This window comes from Nonomuraea sp. JJY05 (assembly GCF_043496855.1).
Classification (GTDB): Bacteria; Actinomycetota; Actinomycetes; order Streptosporangiales; family Streptosporangiaceae; genus Nonomuraea.
The window spans coordinates 235869-250470 of sequence record NZ_JBIEIS010000006.1 but is presented as its reverse complement, the minus strand read 5'-3'; the positions used below and the strand labels follow the sequence as shown (position 1 = coordinate 250470).

The following is a 14602-nucleotide window of genomic DNA, read 5'->3' as shown; positions in this document are numbered from 1 at the left end:
CAGGAGCCGCCGATGATCACCGCGTGTCCGCCGGGAGGACGATCAGCGGGAGGTGAGCAGGGTCTCGGACTCGACGCGGGTGAGCTTTTCGGGGTTGCGGACGTAGTAGAGGCCGGTGACGCGGGCGTTCTCCACGCGGAAGCCCAGCACGCCGTCGATCGCGCTGTCCAGGCGCAGGATGAGTCCGGGGTTGCCGTTGACCGTCGTGGACTCACCGGTGAAGGTGCCGCCGGCCTTGCCGAGACTGCCGGCCATGTAACGGAGCACCTTGTCGGCGCCCACGACCGGTCGCAGGGCCGCCAGCCTGAGGCCGCCGCCGTCGCTGACGAACTCGACGTCCGGTGCGAGCACGTCGAGCAGCCCCTGCAGGTCCCCGGTCACGAGCGCGGTCTGGAACGAGGTCAACGCCGCCCGGGCTTCTTCCTGGGAAGCCGGGGTGCGCGGCCGGCGGGCGTCGACGTGCCGGCGGGCGCGGTAGGCGATCTGGCGTGCGGCGGCGGGGCTCCTGCCGATCGCGGCCGCGATGTCGTCGTAGCCGATGTCGAAGACCTCGTGCAGCACGAAGACGGCGCGTTCGGCCGGTGAGAGGGTTTCGAGGATGAACATGAGTGCCAGCGACAGGCTCTCGGACAGTTCGGCGTCCTCGGCCACGTCCGGCGCGGTGAGCAGGGGCTCGGGCAGCCAGGGGCCGACGTAGGCCTCCTTGCGCCGCTGGAGGGTGCGCAGCCGGTTGAGTGCTTGCCGGGTCGTGATCCGCACCAGGTAGGCGCGCCGGTCCCGCACCTGCGCCAGGTCGACCTTGACCCACCGCAGCCAGGCATCCTGGAGGACGTCCTCGGCGTCCGCCGCCGATCCGAGCATCTCGTAGGCGACGGTGAACAGCAGGTCGCGGTGGGCGACGAAGGCCTCGGTCGCGGGGTCGGTGACGTGGTCGTTCATACGGTGCTCTTTACGAGGGAGGGACCTGGCGCTAGGCCACGTGTCGGGTGTCGGACGGCGGCGTGCGGTGTTCCGGCTGAGGCGTTTCCAGGCGATAGGCACTGGCCTTGCGGGCCCCGGACGCCAGCTGATCGAGGGGGAACCGGCAGGCGAACTCCTTGACGTGGGCACCGAGCCGCCCGCTGATGTGGAGCGCGTTCGCCCTGTCGTCCAGGTAGGAGAACTGGGTGACGCCCGCGTTCCGGCCGAGGCTGATGCACTGCCCGGCGAACAGCAACCGGACGGGAGCGGGCGTTTTCCCGGCGATCCGGCGCAGGACCGTGGCGGCGGCCCCCGCGCCCAGCTGCACGGCGGCCTGGCAGCTCATCCGGAAGGGCCGGTCCGTCATCGCCGCCGCGTCCCCGGCGGCGACGATGCGCACGTCGTCCACGCTGGTCAGCGTCGCGTCGGTGAGCAGGCGGCCTTCGGCGTCGGTGCGCAGCCCGCTGCGGGCGGCCAGGTCCGGGACCCGGAATCCCGCGGTCCAGATCGTCACCGCGCTGGGCAGATCGCGGCCGTCGTCGAGCCGTACGGCCTCGCGTGTCACTCCCGTCACCCGCGCGCGGGGACCTTCGAGGACGGTCACACCCAGCTCGGCCAGCCGGTGGGCGACCGGGCGGCGGCCCCGGGCATGCAGGTAGGGGCCGAGCACGTCGCCGCAGACCAGGGTGACCTTGCGGCCCAGTTCAGCCAGCTCGGCGGCGGTCTCCATACCGGTCGGGCCCGCTCCCACCACGGTCACCGGAGCCGTCGCGGGCGTCGCGGCCAGCGCCGACCGTAGCCGTTGCGCGCCCTCGAGGTCCGACACCGAATGAGCGAACTCCGCTGCTCCGGGCACGCCGGGATCGGCGGCGCCGCTGCCCACCGCGTAGATGAGGTAGTCGTATGAGACCGTGCCACCGCCCGCCAGCGACACCCGGCGCTCGGTGGCGTCGATCCGGGTCGCGGTGTCGACCACCAGCCGGACGTTCCCGCCCAGAACCTCACCGAAGCCCTCGACCGCGTCATCGGAGCCGGTCACGAGCTGGTGCAGGCGGATCCGCTCGACGAAGTCGGGACGTCGATTGACCAGCGTCACCGACACGCCATCGCGCCGGGCCAGGCGATTGGCCGCCATCACGCCCCCGTACCCGCCGCCGACCACGACCACCTCGACGTTCCCGTTCATCGTGTCTCCCTCGTTTTGTGGACTCGGCATTGAGACACCAGCCGTGCGTCCGGTGTAACGGCGCGCGGATGAGACATAGCGCACATCGGACGCGGCGGAAACGCCGGGACGACGAAGAGGGAGACGTGGACGAGGCGGCGGGGGTGGGTTCCGCCGCCGGTGCGGTGGTTACAGGCCGCAGAGCTCCTCGAGCGACTTGGCGTTGCCGCCCTTCTGGGTGTTCCTGGTCGGCGTCTGCGTGGGCGTCGCGGGGCGCGTACGGGTCGGCGAGGCCGAGGAGGTGATGCTCGGGGACGCGCTCACGTTGGCCGTCTGGGCCTGGCGGGCGGGCCGGTTGGAGTCGGCGATGGCCTTCCTGGAGGCCACGCGGATCTTCGCCCAGTCGGGCGAGCCCGGCCAGAACTCCGGCGGCACGAACTGCATGCTCGTGATCTTGGCGTCCTTGACCTTGACGGCCAGCTCCACCAGCGGCTGCACCAGGTGCTGCGGGATGTTGGTCTGGGCCAGCCGCCTGGCCGCGCCGGCGATCCTGGTGAAGTTGGTGAGGATCACGGTGGGGGTGGCCTGCTGGGCGAAGGCGCCGATGACGCAGCGCTGGCGGGCCATGCGGGAGAAGTCGTCGCTGTTGACCCGGGAGCGGCCGTACCAGAGGGCCTGCTCGCCCGTCAGCTTCCGGTAGCCCGCCTTGATGGTGCCCGCCGTGCCGAAGTGGCCGCCCCACTTGACGTCCTGCTCGACCCGGATCTTGAGGCCGCCGATGGCGTCGACGAGGTCCGCGAAGCCGTACATGTTCATCAGCATGTAGTAGTCGATCTTGAGGCCCAGCGTGTAGCCGATGGCGTCCATCAGCGCCCGGGGGCCCTTGTTCTTGCCGCCCATGAGCTGCGGGTTCTCGTTGGCGTACTGCCAGACCTCGTTGAGCAGGCCCCCGTTGGGGAGCTCGGCCATGTAGCCGTTCGGGAACTGCCTGTGCAGCGGCGAGGTCGGCGGGAAGCGCACGTGCTGCAGGTTGCGCGGCAGGCTGAACAGCACGGTGTTGCCCGTCCTGAGGTCGATGCTGGCCACGTTCATGCTGTCGGTGCGCACGCCGGTGCGGTTGCCGGCCGCGTCGCCGCCGATCAGCAGGAAGTTCATGCGGTCCTTGCCGCCCCACGGGTCCTCGCCCTCCTTGACCGGGGCGGGGACCTCGGGGTCGGACACCGAGGGGAAGATCTTGTCGATCGTGTCCCGGACGGTCAGCACGTAGTTGGCCGTCAGCGCGAACGGCGACATCACCGCCACGCACAGCACCCCGACGAGGATGCCGGTCAGCACCTGACCCTGCTGGTTGAGGCGGTTGGGCCCGAGCGCGACGTACGAGATCACCAGCACCGCGAACCACGCCAGCGCGAGGGCCGAGGCCACGACGATCACGGTGATCTGCGCCCCTTCGGAGGCGAACACGGTGAGGTTCTGCATGTTCCGGGTCAGCCCGTAGGCCAGGGCCGCCAGGAGCAGCACCGCGTACACGCTGAGCAGGATCAGCCCGGTACGGCGACGCCCGGCGCGCAGATGTGCGGCGCCGGGCGCGATGGCGGACAGGGCGGTCCACCCGAGTACGGAGGCGGTCGTCAGGGGCTTGGCGAAGCGAGGGGATGAGGAGCCAGGGCGCGGACGGCGAATGGGTCGCCGTTTCTTGCCCCCTGGCACGGTTTCTGCCCCATCGCGATTGCTCACACCCGGCTCCTTACACGCCTACCAGGCAAAACTGTCGTTTGCCCCCCGTTGGGCACAAGATTGCCAGGATTCTAGTCCCCATATCTGGACATCAGAGACATGTACCCAAGCTGAGATGAACACTACGTGCACGATGGGCCGTGTTTTGGGGGTTTTTGGCAGTTCACAGGATTTTCAGGAAACCGTCGAGGACGGCGCCATCCAGGTGTTGCACTGGTACGTCTTGTCCCGCTCCCAGCCCTGCCGGAACCACCGGTTGTTGTTCGCGGGCGTGCCGTGGTCGCGCGGCCACCCCGGATAGTCGCCGACCTGGCCGTAGAACCAGAACAGGCGGCTGCGCAGGGACGTGTTCACCGGGTACGACGCCGCCACCGACCGCATCCACATGGCGCCGAAGCAGGTCGCCTGCAGCTCGAGCCGCCTGCTGAGCGCCAGCTTGCCGCTCTGGCTGGAGGAGTCGAGGGTGGCGCGCCACCAGCTGTCCATCAGGCCCGTGATGTTCTGGATGTGGTGGCCGTACTCGTGGGCCATCATGCTGATGATGCCGCCGTGCCAGGAGATGATCTGGCCGTACCCGCGGGCGTTGCCGTTCCCCCGGGCCATGGCCGAGGTGGAGGCGTAGATCGTGTTGTTGCGCGGGCAGTAGTACGGCACCATGCTTCCGGCCGACGGATAGTCGCCGCACGCGCCCCTGCCCCGCTTGGCGGCGATGGCGTAGTTGGGCGGGCTGAACTGGATGCCCTGCTTCTCCAGGATCGGCTCCCACGCCCGGTCCATGCACTTGCCGGTCTTCAGGATCAGCGCCTTGAGCTGGCTGTGGTTGAAGATGTTGGTGCTCCCGCCGGAGCAGCTCAGCCTGGGCAGCGTGCCTGCCCGGTACATGGTGTTGTTCTTCAGGCTCGTGTTCAGCGTCACCTTGGGAGGCTGCGTCGGAGTCGGCTCCGGCTCCTGGGTGTCCTCCTGGGTGGGCTGCTGCGTCGGCGAGTCCGACTCGTCCGGGGTCGGCTGCCGCGTGCGGGTCGGGAACGGGTCGCTGGTCGCGCGCTCCGAAGGCTCGTACGTCGGGATCGCGACCGGTGTCGTCGTCTCCGACCTCGACGCGCTCTTGAACAGGGCCGACGCGATGATGATCAGCACGAACAGCGCGGCGATGCCCCCGAGCACGCCGCCGATCACGCCGAAGACGCCCATGCCCGACTTCCTGCGCTGCGGCGGCCCCCACTGCGCCGGCGGCAAAGGGGGCGGCGGCGGTGGAGGCGGGGGCGGCGGTTGCCGGTATTGCTGCTGCTGCCCGTAAGGTGGCGGCGGTGGCGGATACTGCGGGCCGCCCTGGGGATAGGTCTGCTGCGGATAGGCGGGCCCCTGAGGGTACGCCGGCGCCTGCTGGTACGGGTTCCCCTGCGGCGGGGGAGGCGGCGGCGGTGGAGGCGGCGGAGGCGTCGGGTACGGCTGCCGGCTCGGCGCCTGCGGCTGGCGGTAGTTCGGCGGCGGCCACGGCAACGAGGGCGGCCTCTGTGGCTGCCCTGGCCCCTGTGGCGGGGGTGGATATTGCCCGTTCCCTGTCACCGTGTCTCCCCGTTCACCCGGTTGTCTGGAATCGATGGCTTTGCGCCGCGACTAGCCGGACCCTTGCCAAATTTGGGGCAAAAGCATACTGATTTCTCACCCGTCACGGATGTAGCAGTGATCGGTTACGGTCCGAAATCATTCGAGGTGATCTCGGTTATCTCCCGGTCCGCGCGGCGGGCGTTGCCCTAGCTTCTTTGGCATGAATCTCCAGCAGCTCCGCTATGTGGTCGCGACTGCGGAGCACCGCACCATGACCGACGCGGCAAGATCGCTTTACATCGCGCAGCCTGCGCTGTCCCGCGCGATCCGCGATCTGGAGCGGGAGCTCGGTATGACGCTCTTCGCTCGTTCAGGCCGTGGCGTGGTCGTCACCGCGCAGGGCCGTCGCGTGGTCAAGCTGGCGAGGGAGGCACTCGATGCCGTTCACGAGATCGAGAGCCTGGCCAACCACGGCGGCGTCACGGAAGCGGAGCTCCGCATCGCGTCCACGCCCAGCCTCGAACCCGGCCTGGCCGGGCGGCTGCTCCCGGCTTACGCGGCCGAGCATCCGGGAGTACGCGTGCACATCGTTCGCTGCGACGGCAGAGACGCCGTCGTCAGCGCCATCAGAGATCAGCGGGCCGACCTCGGGCTCACCGATCTCCCCGTCCCCACGGACCTGATCACCCATCCGCTCGAGCGCCAGGAGATCGTGCTGATCTCCCCGCCCGGGCTCGACCTGCCCAACCCGGTGCCGATGGGCAAGCTGCACGGCATGCGCCTGGCGCTGCCGGCCCGCGGCAGCATGCGGCGCAGGGAGCTGGACGCGATGTTCGGCAAGTACTCGGTGAGCCCTGTGGTCGTGCTCGAAACCGACGAGCGCAACGGCTGGCTCAACGCGGTCCGCGCCGGCCAGGCGTCGCTGCTCTGGTACCGCGGCCTGGCGGAACAGGCCAGTCGCGCGGGCCTGATCGTGCGCTCGCTCGAACCCGCCGTGCGGCGCGTCATCGCCGTCGTGCACGCCCGCCGCCGCCTGCCGCTGATCGCCCAGGACTTCCTGGCCACCGCAGAAAAGGGGACAGCGGCCTGACCCGATTAGGAACGATCCAGAGTTAACGAACCCCCTACCGGGAGACCGGCAACCGCACCACGGCCCGCAGGCCGGGCGCGGCGTCCTCCAGGACGACCGTGCCACCGTGCGCACGCACGGTCTCGCGCACGATGGCCAGCCCCAGCCCGGCGCCGCCCTCATCGCGGCTGCGCCCGGAGTCCAGCCTGGTGAAGCGGTTGAAGACGCGCTCGCGATCCTGTTCGGGGATGCCGGGCCCGTCATCGGTCACCGTCAGCACTCCGTCCGCGGTCAAGGCCACCTCGACCTTGGAAGAGGTGTGGCGTACCGCGTTGTCCATCAGGTTCGTCAGCACCCGGCTCAGGTCGAGGGCGTCCCCGCGCACCACGACCGGGTCGCACACTGTCAGGCGCGCCTCGGCGTACCTGTCGACGGTCTGGCGGACCACCTCGTCCAGCTCGACGGGTTCCCGCCTGGCGGGCACGCCGCCGCGCTCGTCCAGCCTGGCCAGCGCCAGCAGGTCCTCGGCCAGCCTGGACAGCCGCATCGTGTCCTCCAGGACGCCCTCGGCGGTCTCCCGCCAGTCCTGACCCTCGGGATGCCCCAGCGCGACCTCGAGCTGCAGCCTGATGCTGGCCAGCGGGCTGCGCAGCTCGTGCGCGGCGTCGGAGACCAGCGCCCGCTGGCGCTGCTCGGCCTCCTCCAGCCTGGCCAGCATGCCGTTGAGCGTGGTGGCCAGCGAGTGGACCTCGTCACGCGACTGCGGCACCGGCAGCCGGCGCGACCTGGCCGTGTGGGTGATGTCCGCCGCGCCCTTGCGCAGGGCCGCGATCGGGCGCAGCGTACGGCCGATCATGAGCCAGCTCGCCACCGCGAGCAGCACGATCAGCGCGGGCGTGCCCACCAGCAGCACCCGTCCGGCCGTGACCAGGCTGGTCTGGATCTCGCTGATGGGCCGGGCCGCGATCACGGTCTGCCCGCCGTCCGCGCTGAGCACGATCACCCGCAGGAACCCGGGCACCGCGTACGGCCGCCCGTCCATGAGCGTGGCCTGCCCCCGCTTGAGCACCTTGGCCCGGGCCCTGGCGTCCAGCAGCGGGACCAGCCGGTCGGTGCCGTACGTCACGTGCGTGATGCGCCCGCCGGCGTCGATGACCTGCACGATCGTGCCGTCGTGCGTGGTGATCGGGCTGGTCAGCGTCCCGGCGTCGGCCGCCACGCGCACGGCCTGCGCCGTCTGCCTGGTGGACTCGTCCACCGTGTCCATCAGCGCCCGTTCCAGCGCGCTGAGCAGCACCGTCGCCGACACGGCCAGCGCCAGCGCGAGCACCGCGGCGGCCGCCACCGTGAGCCTGAACCGCAGCCCCTGCCGCCGCCACCAGACGAGCGGGGAGTCAGCCACCGTCGCCCGCCAGCCGGTAGCCCGCGCCGCGCACGGTCTGGAGCGCGTTCCTGCCGAACGGGGCGTCGATCTTGCGCCGCAGGTAGCCGACGTACACCTCGACCACGTTCGGGTCGGTGTCGAAGGTGTCCCAGACGTGCTCCAGGATCTCCACCTTCGACACGACCTCGTCCCGCCGGCGGATCAGGTACTCCAGCAGCGCGAACTCCCTCGGCGTCAGCTCGATCGAGCTCCCGTCCCGCTCGACCCTGCGCCGGGCCGGGTCGAGCGACAGGTCGCCGGCCACCAGCACCGACGGCCGCCGCCCCGCGTCGCGCCGCAGCAGCGCCCGCAGCCTGGCCACCAGCACCACGTACGAGAACGGCTTGGTCAGGTAGTCGTCGGCGCCCAGGTCGAGCCCGTCGGCCATGTCGTACTCGCCGTCCTTGGCCGACAGCATGAGGATCGGCACCCAGTTCTCCTCCGCGCGCAGCTGCTTGCACACGTTGTAGCCCGAGAGCCTGGGCAGCATGATGTCGAGCACCACGATGTCGTAGTCACCGTGCCTGGCCGCGTGCAGGCCCTCCTCACCGTCGTGGGCGAGATCCACGGCGAAGCCCTCAGCCTGGAGCCCCCGCTGGAGCGCGGCGGCCATCCGCCGCTCGTCCTCGACGACAAGTACTCTCATGTGGCAATTCTCCTGTTCCCGCCCTGAGACAACGCTGAGAAGGCTGAGAGCCGTCTCAGACAGTCTCAGGTCCGCCTAAGGATGCATCACGCAGGCTCTGAACATCGACATACCGTTAAGGAGTGAGATGCGCAGAGGCACGTTCGTGAGGTGGGGAGTCCCGATCGCGGCCGCGGCCGTGATCGGAGCCGCGATCGGCGCCGGCCCCGTCATAGCCGCAGTGAGCGGCGAGCCCGTGCTGCCGGAGCGGTCGGCCCAGCAGTTGCTGGCCGACGCCGTGGCGGCGACCAGCAAGGAAGGCGGCATCGCGCCGATGTCCGGCACGGTGCAGCAGACGGCCTCGCTCGGCCTGCCGGCGCTGCCGCAGACCGGCGAGGCCTCGCCGCTGAGCTTGCTGTCCGGCTCGCATGAGGTGAAGATCTGGTACGGCGGCGACGACAAGGTCCGGGTGGCCCTGCCGACCCAGCTGAACGAGACCAACCTGATCGTGAACGGCGATACGGGCTGGTACTGGGAGAGCGCCACCAACACGGCCACCAAACTGACCATCAAGGCGGAGGCCGGGCAGGACAAGCGCGCTCTGCCCACGCCGCGGCCGACCGACGTGACGCCCCAGCAGGTGGCCGAGCACCTGCTGGCCAACGTCGACCAGCACACGGCGGTCCGCGTGATCAACACCGCCCAGGTGGCGGGCCGGCCGGTCTACCAGCTCGTGCTGGCGCCCAAGGACGCGGGCTCGCTCGTCCAGGAGATCCGCCTGGCGCTCGACGGCGAGACGTACGTCCCGCTGCAGGTGCAGGTGTTCGCCAAGGGGTCGGCCGAGCCGGCGTTCCAGGTCGGGTTCACGCAGGTGACGTTCACGCCGCCGGCGGCCGAGAACTTCACCTTCACCCCGCCCGCGGGCGCCAAGGTGGAGGAGAAGACCATCGGCGCCGGCATGGAGCAGGACCTGGCGGCGGATCGCGCCGAGCACACCAAGGACGTCGCGAAGCAGGCGAAGGTCGTGGGGCAGGGCTGGACGACCGTGGCGGTCGTGCCGTTCTCGCTGTCGGACCTGAAGTCCGCGACGCCGTCGGACGGTCGCGAGGGCCCCGGCCACGGTCCGGGCCCCGGCGGGGGCACGGGTGACCCGAGCGCGCTGATCGACGGCGTGCTGAAGTCCGCCACCCCGGTGAGCGGCACGTGGGGCTCCGGCAAGCTGATCAAGACCAAGCTCGTCACCGCCCTGCTGACCGACGACGGCCGCCTCCTGGTCGGCGCGGTCACCCCGGAGGAGATCACCAAGGCGGCGGGCACCAAGTGACCACCGTCACGCAGGAAGCAGGGGCGCCCTTCGGGGCGGCCCTGCCCCCGGGGATGAACCCGGGGGAGTTCGCGCTCGTCACGGAGGGCCTGACCAAGCGCTTCCGCGGCGGCCAGGTCGCCGTGGACGCGCTGGACCTGGCCGTGCCGCGCGGCTCGGTGTTCGGCTTCCTGGGGCCGAACGGCTCGGGCAAGACCACCACGATCCGCATGCTGCTCGGCCTGGTCGCGCCGACGTCGGGCGCGTACTCCGTGCTCGGGCTGCCCCAGGCCCAGGCCCTGCCCAAGGTGGGGGCGCTGGTCGAGGGGCCGGCCTTCTACCCGTACCTGTCGGGCGCGGCCAACCTGATGCGCTTCGACTCCGCCGACCCGACCGCGCCCCGCGCGACCGCGAAGCGGCGCATCGCCGAGGCGCTCGACCGCGTGGGCCTGTCGGCCGCGGCCGGCAAGCGCTTCCGCAACTACTCGCTCGGCATGCGCCAGCGCCTGGCCATCGCCGCCGCCCTGCTGGGGCCGCGCGAGCTGCTCATCCTGGACGAGCCCACCAACGGGCTCGACCCGCAGGGCACGCGCGAGGTCCGCGCGCTGGTCAAGGAGATCGCCGCCGACGGCACCACGGTCTTCGTCTCCTCCCACCTGCTGGCGGAGGTGGAGCAGATGTGCACGCACGCCGCGATCATGCGTATCGGCAGGCTCGTGGCGCAGGGCACGATCGCCTCGCTGAACGGCGGGCTCGTCACGCGCATCCGGGTGGAGACGCCGGACGTGGCCGACGCCGCGCGGGTGCTCGGCACGCTCGGCCTCGCCGACGTGCTGGCCTCGGACGGAGAGGTCACGGCGGAGCTGGGCGGCCACGCGCCGGACCGGGTCAACGCCGCGCTGGTGGGGGAGGGCGTGGCGGTTCGCGGGCTGGCCGTGGTGCGGCCGAGCCTCGAGGACGTGTTCGTGGGACTGACAGGGGAGGGCTTCGATGTCGACGGCTGAGTCGACGGCTGACACGGCGGGGACCCTGGGGTCCGCCGTCGGGACCACGGAGGCCGGGACGACGGAGGAGCGCCGCACGCCCGGGCTGGTGCCCGTCGCGGAGTCCATGCGCACCACCGAACGCCGCCCGCCGGAGCCGCCCGCTCCCGCTTCCGCCCCCGCGGCGAGAAGGGCGTGGGCGTTCTGGCGGCTGCTCGGCTCCGAGCTGGGCCTGACCTTCCGCAGGCCGCGCAACCTGACGATGCTGGCCGTGCTCGGCGTCGTGCCGATCGTCATCGGCGTGGCGCTGCGGCTCGTCGCCTCCGAGGAGGGGATGGGCGGGCTCGTCCAGGACGTCGTGGGCAACAGCCTGATGCTGACGTTCGTGTCGTTCTCGTTCCTGGTGCTGCTGCTGATGCCGGTCGCCGTCAGCGTCGTGGCCGGCGACTCGATCGCGGGCGAGGCCGGGGCGGGGACCCTGCGCTACCTGCTGGCCGCCCCGGCGGGGCGCACCCGGCTGCTGCTCGTCAAATACATCAACGCGGTCGTCTTCGCGTACGCGGTCACCGCGGTGGTGGCCCTGACGGCGCTGCTGACGGGCCTGATCCTCTTCCCGGCGGGGCCGGTGACGCTGCTGTCCGGCACCACGATCTCGATGGCCGACGGGCTGCTGCGCATCCTCATCGCCGTCGGGTACGTCGGCGCCGGAATGGCCGCCCTGGCCGCGGTCGCGCTGGCGCTGTCGACGTTCACCGAGGTGTCCATCGGGGCCATCGCGGCCACCATGGTGCTGGTCATCGTCTGCCAGGTGCTCCGGGCGATCCCCGAGCTGGGCTCGATCACGCCCTACCTGCTGCCGTCCAAGTTCACGAACTTCGACGCCGTGCTGCGCAGCCCGATCGACTTCGGGAGCCTGCGGGACGGGCTGCTGGCGTTCGGCGCGTACATCGCGCTGTTCGGCTCGATCGCCTGGGCGCGCTTCTCCGGCAAGGACATCACCTCCTGACAGCGCAAGCGCCCCGGCCGCGGACGGCCGGGGCGCGGGACGTCGTGGACGTCAGGCGGCGGGGCGGCGGCGCAGGCCGAGCGCGCCGATCACGACGCCGATGACGCCCACCACGAGGCCGGCGCCGCCGAGCAGGCGGGCGGTGCCGTCGGAGGCCGGCGTGGCCGCCGCCACCGGCGCCACCGAGGGAGCGGCGGCGGCCGGAGCGGCCGAGGCCGGCGCCGAGGCCGTGCCGTGCGCGTCGCCCCCGCTCGCGGGAACCAGCTTGAGCGTCGGGGCGGGGTGCTCCGCCTCGGTCCCGTCCGTCTTGGGCGCGTCCGACCAGTCCACCACCTCACCCCCCGAGTACGTCTGCTTCGTCGGGAACACCAGCGAGTCCGTGTCCTTGGGCAGCTGCCCCATGGACACCTCGAACTCCTGGAACTCGCCCGGGTTGATCTTGCCACCGGACCACACGACCTTGGTCACGGCCTCTTCGAGGTCGCCGTACTCGGTCTTGACCGGCTTGGGCAGCTTGCCCTGCGTGACCTTGACGTCCCAGCCCGGCAGGGGCTTGACCGACACGAACGCGAGCGGGTGGTCGACGGGGAAGGAGACCTCGATCTTGGTGGTCGAGGCGTTGTCGCGCTCGTTCGGCACCCGGAAGGCGACCTTGGTGAATCCGCCCTGCTCGGCGGTGCCCGGCTGGATGGTGACGTGGGCCAGGGCCGGAACGGCGAGGCCGACGGTGAGGGCGGTGGCGGCGGCGAGCACGGTCGCCGCACGGCGTACGAGGGACATGCGGGAACTCCACTTGGTGAATGGGGATGAACGAGGGGTGTCAGACGGTCAGGCGGGAAGTGGAGGACCACGCCTGGCCACGCAGAGCCGGAACTCCGGCTGGAGCGGGACGACCCTCGCCCGGACGATCGGCGCGGCGGGCCGCGCGAACGGCGGCGCGGCGACCGCCGGGAGCAGCATGAGACGGCGGCCGACGAGGCGCAGCAGCGACCAGAGCGCGACCTCGCCGCGCGCCAGCCACAGGCCCGTGATCAGCGTGGCCGTCACGTGCGTGAGCAGCATCCCGGTGTTGACCGCCAGGCCGCCCTGGCCGTGCCCGTGCGCCGCGGCTCCCAGCTCGAACAGCCCGCGCACGGAGAAGTAGGCGGCGCCGTCGGCCGCGAACAGCTCGTGCAGCGCCAGCTGCGCCCCCACCAGCACGACGTTGATCGTCGCCGCGGAGCGCTCCCTGCCGCACAGCGCCAGCCCCAGCGCGGACACGCCCGCGAGCCCCAGGCCGGCGACCCACGGCGCGGGCGCCGAACCGCCGCCCAGCACGTGGGCGAAGGCGGCGAGAGCCACGCAGACGGCGGCGAAGGCGGCCGTCCGCGCGAGTCTGAGGGGAAGGTGCGCACGCATGGGTGTGCCCCATGCTCTCACGGGGCAGTGAGTCATGAGACCCGAAGTCCGAAGCCGCACATTGGCTGGTCCAAAACGGGCATTTAGGGCTAGGGTCGTGCCGACCGCGTTGACATCGAGGTGAGAACGTTGCGGCACTTAGGTGGTTTCCTCATCGGGCTGGTGGTGACGGCAGCCGTGCTGGCGGGCGGTGGCTGGGCCGTCCAGCAGGCCGTCGGCAACGCCGCGGCGACGCCACCGGACAACCAGAAGATGTGGATCGCCCTGGGCGCGATGGCCGCCGTCGGGCTGGTCGTCGGACTGGTGGTGGCGGGCCGGATCTCGCCGATGGCGACGTTCGTTCCGTCGATGGTCCTGCTGGCCTGGACGGTCGTGTACGCACTCGACGTGAACAGGGCGATCTCCCTCATCCCGAGCGCCCCGTCGGTCAACCAGATCATCCTGGACGCCGGCCTCGGCGCCAAGACCCTGCTCACGTCGGGCGTGTTCGCCCTGCTCGGCGTGGCGCTGTTCATCCCCGTGCTGATGCCGTCGCGCTGGTCGCGCCACTACGACGACGTCGACGAGGACTACGAGGCCACGCCGGAGGGCAGCTACTACTGAGCCGTCCTTACTGGGCCGTCCTTACTGGGCCGTCCCTACTGGGCCGTCCCCGTGTAGAGGCGGGTCACCACGTCCTCGATGCTCGACTGGCCGGGAGAGGTGGCCATCAGGTCGTCGAGCGTGCCGTCGAACGCCAGCCGCCCGTGGTCGATCACCATGACCCGGCGGCACAGGCGCTCGATGTCGCCGAGGTCGTGCGTGGTCAGCAGCACGGTCGTGCCGCGCTCGGCGTTGACCCGCTGCAGGAACTCCCTGATGCCGGCCTTGCTGACCACGTCCAGCCCGATCGTCGGCTCGTCGAGCACCAGCACGTCGGGCGCGTGCAGCAGCGCCGCCGCGAGGTCGCCCCGCATGCGCTGGCCCAGGCTGAGCTGGCGCACCGGCGTGCGCATGAACTCACCCAGGTCGAGCGTCTCGGTGAGCTCGTCCAGCCGCGCCGTGAACGTGGCCCGGTCCACCTTGTACAGGTGGCGGATCAGCTCGAAGCTGTCGACGAGCGGCAGGTCCCACCAGAGCGTCGTCCGCTGGCCGAACACCACTCCGATCCGCCGGGCCAGCGACGTGCGCCGGCGCGACGGGTCGAGCCCGGCCACCCGGACCCGCCCGGACGTGGGCGTGAGGATGCCGCAGAGCATCTTGATCGTGGTGGACTTGCCGGCCCCGTTGGGACCGAGGTAGCCGACGAACTCTCCCGCCGACACGGTGAACGACAGGTCGCTCACGGCGTGGACGACCTTCCTCTTGATCTTGAACGAGCGTCCGGCCCGGTCGAGTTCGATCAT

The 14602-nt window shown here is 71.1% G+C and carries 14 protein-coding genes; 5 read left to right on the top strand and 9 right to left on the bottom strand.

The features are described from left to right. Nucleotides 1-42: 42 nt before the first annotated feature. The 4 genes from ACFKCF_RS10765 to ACFKCF_RS10750 all read right to left on the bottom strand — a co-directional run bounded on the left by ACFKCF_RS10765 (nt 43) and on the right by ACFKCF_RS10750 (nt 5053). The gene (locus ACFKCF_RS10765; RefSeq protein ID WP_394492835.1) at nt 43-939 is read right to left on the bottom strand and encodes an RNA polymerase sigma-70 factor; all 897 of its coding nucleotides are present in this window, start codon (nt 937-939) and stop codon (nt 43-45) included. A 31-nt stretch (nt 940-970) separates the two neighbouring features. After that, a complete protein-coding gene (locus ACFKCF_RS10760) occupies nt 971-2146 on the bottom strand; it encodes an NAD(P)/FAD-dependent oxidoreductase (RefSeq protein ID WP_394492834.1) in 1176 nt (391 codons plus the stop codon). 168 nt (nt 2147-2314) lie between these two features. Then, nucleotides 2315-3862, bottom strand: a complete 1548-nt coding sequence (locus ACFKCF_RS10755; RefSeq protein ID WP_394492833.1) for an LCP family protein — start codon at nt 3860-3862, stop codon at nt 2315-2317. A gap of 174 nt (nt 3863-4036) precedes the next feature. Beyond that, nucleotides 4037-5053, bottom strand: coding sequence for a neutral zinc metallopeptidase (locus ACFKCF_RS10750; protein ID WP_394492832.1), 1017 nt, complete (start codon nt 5051-5053; stop codon nt 4037-4039). A gap of 577 nt (nt 5054-5630) precedes the next feature. On the opposite strand from ACFKCF_RS10750, the gene ACFKCF_RS10745 reads away from it, so the two are divergent. After that, nucleotides 5631-6500 (top strand): LysR family transcriptional regulator, encoded by an 870-nt coding sequence (locus ACFKCF_RS10745; RefSeq protein ID WP_394492831.1) that lies wholly within the window; start codon nt 5631-5633, stop codon nt 6498-6500. Between the two features lie 34 nt (nt 6501-6534). Here ACFKCF_RS10745 and ACFKCF_RS10740 read toward each other — a convergent pair whose 3' ends face one another. Both ACFKCF_RS10740 and ACFKCF_RS10735 read right to left on the bottom strand, forming a co-directional pair. Continuing rightward, nucleotides 6535-7881 carry a sensor histidine kinase gene (locus ACFKCF_RS10740; RefSeq protein ID WP_394492830.1) on the bottom strand — a complete coding sequence of 449 codons (1347 nt, stop codon included), beginning with the start codon at nt 7879-7881 and terminating at the stop codon, nt 6535-6537. Then, complete coding sequence (locus tag ACFKCF_RS10735) at nt 7874-8548, bottom strand: response regulator transcription factor (protein ID WP_394492829.1); 675 nt, start codon at nt 8546-8548, stop codon at nt 7874-7876. Before ACFKCF_RS10735 ends, ACFKCF_RS10740 begins: the two co-directional genes overlap by 8 nt. A gap of 127 nt (nt 8549-8675) precedes the next feature. Between ACFKCF_RS10735 and ACFKCF_RS10730 the strand changes: the two genes are divergently transcribed. Genes ACFKCF_RS10730 through ACFKCF_RS10720 form a run of 3 tightly spaced genes read left to right on the top strand, consistent with a single transcriptional unit; the run spans nt 8676 to nt 11819 of the window. Beyond that, nucleotides 8676-9851, top strand: a complete 1176-nt coding sequence (locus tag ACFKCF_RS10730; RefSeq protein ID WP_394492828.1) for an outer membrane lipoprotein carrier protein LolA — start codon at nt 8676-8678, stop codon at nt 9849-9851. Continuing rightward, nucleotides 9848-10834, top strand: coding sequence for an ATP-binding cassette domain-containing protein (locus ACFKCF_RS10725; protein WP_394492827.1), 987 nt, complete (start codon nt 9848-9850; stop codon nt 10832-10834). The genes ACFKCF_RS10730 and ACFKCF_RS10725 overlap by 4 nt, the downstream gene beginning before the upstream one ends. Next, nucleotides 10821-11819 carry an ABC transporter permease gene (locus tag ACFKCF_RS10720; RefSeq protein ID WP_394492826.1) on the top strand — a complete coding sequence of 333 codons (999 nt, stop codon included), beginning with the start codon at nt 10821-10823 and terminating at the stop codon, nt 11817-11819. The genes ACFKCF_RS10725 and ACFKCF_RS10720 overlap by 14 nt, the downstream gene beginning before the upstream one ends. A gap of 51 nt (nt 11820-11870) precedes the next feature. Here the strand turns inward: ACFKCF_RS10720 and ACFKCF_RS10715 are convergent, their stop codons facing one another. Next, complete coding sequence (locus ACFKCF_RS10715; protein WP_394492825.1) at nt 11871-12599, bottom strand: YcnI family protein; 729 nt, start codon at nt 12597-12599, stop codon at nt 11871-11873. Between the two features lie 48 nt (nt 12600-12647). Next, on the bottom strand, nt 12648-13217 hold the full coding sequence (locus ACFKCF_RS10710; protein WP_394492824.1) for an MFS transporter: 570 nt from the start codon (nt 13215-13217) through the stop codon (nt 12648-12650). A gap of 129 nt (nt 13218-13346) precedes the next feature. Here ACFKCF_RS10710 and ACFKCF_RS10705 point away from each other — a divergent pair, with 129 nt between their 5' ends. Next, nucleotides 13347-13820: a hypothetical protein gene (locus ACFKCF_RS10705; protein WP_394492823.1), complete on the top strand. Its 474-nt coding sequence runs from the start codon at nt 13347-13349 to the stop codon at nt 13818-13820. A 35-nt stretch (nt 13821-13855) separates the two neighbouring features. Here ACFKCF_RS10705 and ACFKCF_RS10700 read toward each other — a convergent pair whose 3' ends face one another. Then, on the bottom strand, nt 13856-14602 hold the full coding sequence (locus ACFKCF_RS10700) for an ATP-binding cassette domain-containing protein (RefSeq protein ID WP_394492822.1): 747 nt from the start codon (nt 14600-14602) through the stop codon (nt 13856-13858).

Coding starts and splice junctions, on each gene's coding strand:
- ACFKCF_RS10760 (WP_394492834.1), bottom strand. CDS start 2,146: ATGAACGGGAACGTCGAGGTGGTCGTGGTCGGCGGCGGGTACGGGGGC.
- ACFKCF_RS10765 (WP_394492835.1), bottom strand. CDS start 939: ATGAACGACCACGTCACCGACCCCGCGACCGAGGCCTTCGTCGCCCAC.
- ACFKCF_RS10750 (WP_394492832.1), bottom strand. CDS start 5,053: ATGGGCGTCTTCGGCGTGATCGGCGGCGTGCTCGGGGGCATCGCCGCG.
- ACFKCF_RS10710 (WP_394492824.1), bottom strand. CDS start 13,217: ATGCGTGCGCACCTTCCCCTCAGACTCGCGCGGACGGCCGCCTTCGCC.
- ACFKCF_RS10730 (WP_394492828.1), top strand. CDS start 8,676: ATGCGCAGAGGCACGTTCGTGAGGTGGGGAGTCCCGATCGCGGCCGCG.
- ACFKCF_RS10735 (WP_394492829.1), bottom strand. CDS start 8,548: ATGAGAGTACTTGTCGTCGAGGACGAGCGGCGGATGGCCGCCGCGCTC.
- ACFKCF_RS10720 (WP_394492826.1), top strand. CDS start 10,821: ATGTCGACGGCTGAGTCGACGGCTGACACGGCGGGGACCCTGGGGTCC.
- ACFKCF_RS10700 (WP_394492822.1), bottom strand. CDS start 14,602: ATGATCGAACTCGACCGGGCCGGACGCTCGTTCAAGATCAAGAGGAAG.
- ACFKCF_RS10715 (WP_394492825.1), bottom strand. CDS start 12,599: ATGTCCCTCGTACGCCGTGCGGCGACCGTGCTCGCCGCCGCCACCGCC.
- ACFKCF_RS10745 (WP_394492831.1), top strand. CDS start 5,631: ATGAATCTCCAGCAGCTCCGCTATGTGGTCGCGACTGCGGAGCACCGC.